The following is a 5620-nucleotide window of genomic DNA, read 5'->3' as shown; positions in this document are numbered from 1 at the left end:
ATAATTATTATTTTCATATCGCTAAAAAAAGGACATTTTGATTAATAATTTACAAAAATAGTGTTTTTTTATCATTTTCTTTATTTTTTATTTTTATTTTGTATATATTTTTATTCTTTTGGTAAAATAACGAATTTAACTTCTGTATGTATTTAATTAAGTTATAAATTTTATTAATTATTTTCTTATTTTAATTGTAAAGTTTTATCTCTATGAAATTTTAAATACTTTTCATGATTGACAGAAATTTTAATTCCTATTTTATCTTTTAATGTATTTTGAAAAAAAGAACTTTCGCTTTTTGAAAATCGATTTTCTTTTGTTAGAACATTTCCATCATTATCAAAAGAAATTAAAAATTTATCAAATAATTTATCATGATTTGCACAAAAAATAAATCCATTATAATGATCACAAATTTGCTCTCTTTTATCTTTAATGTCTATTTTTTCTTTTAAGATTTCATTAACAGGTTTTATATGGGAAGCAATTAACAACTCTGGAATATCTATATCGCAATTTTGAAAAGCACATTTTTCAGGATAAAAATTAAATAAATATTGTCTAAAAAGTCTTCTATATTTATTTTCATTTTCAGGGTTTTTAAATTTATTTCTATTTATTGTTTCTAATTTTAATTCTCTTTCTATATCCTTTTTATAAAAATCTGAATATATTTGTGGAATTTCGTTTAAAAAGAAATCAAGTATTTTAGAATTATGAATAATATAAACATTATTTTTATAATTTAATTTATAAATTTCTTTATTTTCTTGTTCATTTATGCAATTAAGAATTTCTTCGTTAGTTACTCATCTTGAACTCGAAGTTCCTGATTGCATTGATTTGCTTTTTAGAAATTCTTCTGGATTTATTATAAAAAATATTGTATTAGAATAATCTAGTTCTTTTGTGTTTGAAAAAGGAACATAAACATTTATAATCAAACACTTTTCTCTTAATTTAATTAACTCCCTAAATTTTTTATTGCTTGTAATGGCTATTTTTTTAGCATCATTTCTTCCACCATTATCTGTATGTTCGATAAAAATATTGTATTTTTTATTGTTCAAGTTTAAAGAAAAAATTTCTTTTGATTCAAAAAGTTTTTCATATTTAACAACATTATTATTTTTTGATAAAAATTCAACAAGAATTTTCATAAATTTTTCTTTATCCTTGTTATTTTTCCCTTCTAATGGATGTATTGTTTCTAGGTTTTCAATTTTACTTCCAACAATATGATTGTATTTTAGCATTATTTATACTCCAATAATTTTTCAATAACTAAAGCTACTACAAAAATATTAACCGAATTCCCTAATTGTTTATATGTATAATGATCTTTGTGATTTTCATTTAATTCATTATGTAAAATAAAGTTTTTTGGGAAAGTTTGAAGGTTTGCTGCTTCCCTTGGAGTAATGTATCTTCATTTGTTTTTTTCTTTATCAAAAAGCATTGATGTTTGTACCATAGCAACTAAAGTAGGGAAAATTTCCGCTTTTTTGCACCTTATTCCAGATTGTCTCATTTGAATAAATGTATTTTTAATATTTCTAACTTCTTTCCCTGCTTGTCATTCAAATTTTTTATCTCTTAGTTTTCAAGAAGAAACATTGTGTTTTTGCATTCATTTCTTTATGAAAATATAATTTTCTTGAAAAAATTCTCTCATATTTTCTAAATATTTTTTTCTTCAAGGAACTAAACCTTTTAACTCATAATTTTGATCAAATTCATCTAATCAGATTACCGGTAAAGTTCTTGTTTCTGGAAATTTTACTTCCCTAACAAATTCATCTCATGCATTTAAAATCTTAATCAAATATTCATCTTGTAAGAAATATTTTTCATCGACGTTTTTTTCTAAAATATTAATAAATTTGTTTGATTTTTTTGAATCAAAAGAAAAAATAAAATCTTTTTGTTCTATTTTATTTTCTTGTTTTTCTTTTAATATACCAGGAATGAAAACTCTTTCTCTGTTTTGTGGAATTCCAAAACTATGCGGAGATAAAATTAAGGGTTTTTCTGGTATTAAATAATTCAATTCTTCTTCTAATACTTTTTTTATTATTGTTCAAGTTCTACCTTTATCATGTTTTACCAAATGTTTGACATTTTCAAGAAGAATATATTTAGGTTTTTTTGCTTTTAAAATTTTTACTATATCAAAAAATAGAGTTCCTCTTATTTCATCTTCAAAACCTTTTTTATTCCCTGCATTTGAAAACGTTTGACAAGGGAAACCTGCAAATAAAATATCATGTTCTGGAACTTGCGAACAATATTCATCCAATAAACGAATATCAATAATTTCTTCTTTACTCTTTTTAAAATTATGTGAATAAACTTTTATTGCTTCTTTATCAATTTCACTGCTAAAAACACATTCAATTTCAAAATTTTTATTTTTTGCTACTTTTTCAATAGCTTTATAAAAACCACCAATCCCAGCAAACAAATCTATAAATTTATATTTCATTATTACTTATTTCTTTATTTTTCCTTTCTAAAAAATCAAGGTACACTATATTCAAAAGGTTTTTGTGCATTTAATTTTAATATTTGTGCAGCTAACGATCTCTTATTAGTTAATGATAATGGATCTTCGTTATTTCAATTAATTCCAAAATAACTATGTGTAATTGTTTCATAGTTTCAAGATTGTAAAAATGTTAAAGATGCTCCTGAATTTATAGTTGAAATATAACTGTTATTTTCTCCTAAAATTCCTGTACCTGAATTTCCATTATTAAAGAAAGTAGGAGTATATCCTTGTTGTCTAGATAACCCAACATTTCCTGAAGAGCTACCTGCTCTGTTAATTAGATAACCTGATTGTTTTCCATATGGAAAACCATTCATTGCAAAGTTTTTAAGATTTGCTCCAAAGAAAATCGCCCCCTCTACACCTGTATAATCTAAATTAGTATTTGGTAAAGTAAATCAGTTTTTAAAATATGCAACCATATCCATTTTACCTTCTAATTGTGCTTCTTTAATAAGTTCAAAAGCATCTACCACAAATACAGTCATATCAACAAAATTACCTGCTGTGTTGTTATTTCCGTTTTTGTCATATTGATTTAATCCGGTTCATATAATACCAGCAGTTGCTTTGGAAATTCTGTTAGATCCTGATCAATAAGAATATCCTGATTCTACATTATTATCAAAGTTATTAGATGTTTTAACAATATATTTATTAGCAACTTCTGTTGGTAAATTATTATCATCAAATTTATAGTTTTTTCCTGCTTCTACATGGTTATTTGTAATAATATAAAATTTACCATCATTAGGATTACTACTTACTTTTGCAAACATTGTTGCAGAACCAAAACCATAAGCGATTGCTCTTGATCTTACGTTATTAACTAAAGGAATATCTTTTCAGTCTTTGTGAAGAAATTCATTATCTTGTTTATATCCGTTATGTAATTCATAACTAACATTTTGATTTGGATTGTATTCATTACTTAAAATTACTTCTTGTGGTGTAAAGAAAGTAATGGGTTGATTTTCTTGATTATAATCTAGATTTTTATAACTAAATAGATTAGTTTTTTGACCAAAATCTTCGTGTTCAATTGCGTTTGTATAATTTAGTGAAATAGAAGCACCAGCATTATTTATTAAAAATGCTTTATTTTTATTAAATTTATCAAATTTAGTTTCATCTAGTGTTTCTTTAAAAGTAATTGCTTCTTTGTATGGATTTCCTACAAGAAGTTTATAGTTTTTATCTTCCAATTCCACTGTGAATTTTATTCCTTCATTTTGCTGATATTTAGCTTTAATAACAAAATAAAATCTTGGATGTTCTCCTCCATTTAACTTGTTGATTATAATGGTTTGTTGCCTAAAAGAAATTTCTTTACCAAGTATTAGATCTTCAAAATTAAACTCAAAGTTGTATCCTTTGTCCAAAGAAGAAATATTTGTTAGTCTTTGATCATTTTGAACCAAAGTATTTCCAAATAAGTGAAATTTAATTTTTCTATTTGTAGAATTGTTGCTTAAAAAGGTTTTTTCTATATATTTGTTTTTTAATGTTCAACTTGCAACTTCTGTTTGATTATCAAAAGATCATAATAAATCTTTTTGATAAGGTTCAACTTCTCTTTCTCTTGTTATTTCTGAAGAAGATTCAAAAACAGTTTTTAACTCTTTTTTAGCAAAAGTTAATTCCTCTTTTGAATTAACTGATGAAGCAAAACCTTTAATTTTATATCATACATTTCCTTTAATAATGCTGTTGTTATTTTTAGGATTTGTATATTGTAACTTAACATAAATAGAGTTATTATCTATGTTTTTAGCTTCAGCAATTGAAATATTGCTTGTATTAATTTTGAAATTGTTATAAGTGATTTCACTTGTTTTTAAAGATACATAATTTGAAAGATCGTTTGAGTGATTGTTTACTTTATTTTTGAAATCATTTGCACTAATTTGCTGTATATTTCCTGTATTTATGTTTAAATCGCTATATTTAATACTGTTTAAAATTATTTCTGGATACAAGTTTTCTTTATAGTCATTTGTTAAATTAACTAAAGTAATATCCTGATTATTTGTATAACGTTTTTCAGTATTTTCTTTATTTATAAAACCTAATTTAAATGTTAAACTTCCTTCATTTGTGCTTCTAACATCGTAAAAGTATATAAAGTATTTATTGTAAATATTAACTAAATTTAAATTATTTTCTGAATCATTTGAGTTTTTAATTGATGTTTGAGAAGTAAAAAAACCATTTACAGATGAATTTTTATTTGAAACATCTGCATCATCTTTATTTGCACTTCCTGTGTTTGATAAATTACTAAAATTCTTGTCATTAGAATTAGAACTATCTGAATTTGTGTTTTTAAATTTTAATAAGAAATTGAGTGCTTCAAAAGCTTTTTGTTCTATTATGTCTTTAGGATCTAAAACTCTAAATTGAAGATTTTGTGATTTATCAATCACTCCATCAACTCTTCTGTAATCAAAATTTGAACTATTAATTTGATTAATAATTGTTTTATCATTTTCATCAATTGTTTCTTTATTAGTAAAATCATTTTGTGTAAATCATTCATTTTCATTTATTGGTTTAATATCTCTAAAACTTAAAGGTTTAAAGAAATTAATTGTTTTTAAATGAGAATTAATAAATGCTGTAGTATTTAATTTTGGTAAAGGTGCTTCTATTCCATTTTTTTTATATCATAGAAAAACTTTAGCTTGACCACCATTAGTATTTCCTGTGTTATTAACTATATCCTTAACTTCTTTAACAAAAATTTCATATTTGCCTATTTTTGGCATTTTATACGATGTTTCTAATGCTTCTTTAGCATCTTTAGCATTAAACATTGTGTGATTTATATTTGGATTTTTAAATTCTATATTACTTCAAAATAGATTAGCAGAAGGAGTTGAAGTAGTTTTTCCATTAGTTGTAACTTTATTAGCTTCAGTTACAATTTCAAGAATTTTTGCTTCATCTCTTAGATCTTTATCGCTAGCATCAGATTTTGAATTATTTAAATAATAATTAAAGGTAGTTGATTAAACAGGGACATAAATTTGGGACACCAAATTTATGTTTTTATTTAAGGAGAAA

At 23.6% G+C, this 5620-nt stretch carries 4 protein-coding genes; 1 reads left to right on the top strand and 3 read right to left on the bottom strand.

Going from position 1 to position 5620, the window contains the following annotated elements; translation table 4 throughout:
* Positions 1 to 185: 185 nt before the first annotated feature.
* From ACXX89_RS03920 to ACXX89_RS03910, 3 genes are read right to left on the bottom strand one after another with little or no spacing between them, the layout of a single operon-like run.
* Complete coding sequence (locus tag ACXX89_RS03920) at positions 186 to 1259, bottom strand: HNH endonuclease (RefSeq protein ID WP_458557725.1); 1074 nt, start codon at positions 1257 to 1259, stop codon at positions 186 to 188.
* A complete protein-coding gene (gene dcm, locus ACXX89_RS03915) occupies positions 1259 to 2488 on the bottom strand; it encodes a DNA (cytosine-5-)-methyltransferase (protein WP_458557724.1) in 1230 nt (409 codons plus the stop codon). Before dcm ends, ACXX89_RS03920 begins: the two co-directional genes overlap by 1 nt.
* A 14-nt stretch (positions 2489 to 2502) precedes the next feature.
* Positions 2503 to 5370 (bottom strand): MGA_1079 family surface serine endopeptidase, encoded by a 2868-nt coding sequence (locus ACXX89_RS03910; RefSeq protein WP_458557723.1) that lies wholly within the window; start codon positions 5368 to 5370, stop codon positions 2503 to 2505.
* 1 nt (position 5371) lies between these two features.
* On the opposite strand from ACXX89_RS03910, the gene ACXX89_RS03905 reads away from it, so the two are divergent.
* Positions 5372 to 5548: a hypothetical protein gene (locus tag ACXX89_RS03905; RefSeq protein ID WP_458557722.1), complete on the top strand. Its 177-nt coding sequence runs from the start codon at positions 5372 to 5374 to the stop codon at positions 5546 to 5548.
* The last annotated feature ends 72 nt before the right edge of the window (positions 5549 to 5620 follow it).

The sequence above is a fragment of the Mycoplasma sp. 1012 genome, from assembly GCF_054343455.1.
The sequence above is the reverse complement of the archived record's forward strand: the minus strand, read 5'-3'. Positions and strand labels throughout refer to the sequence as shown.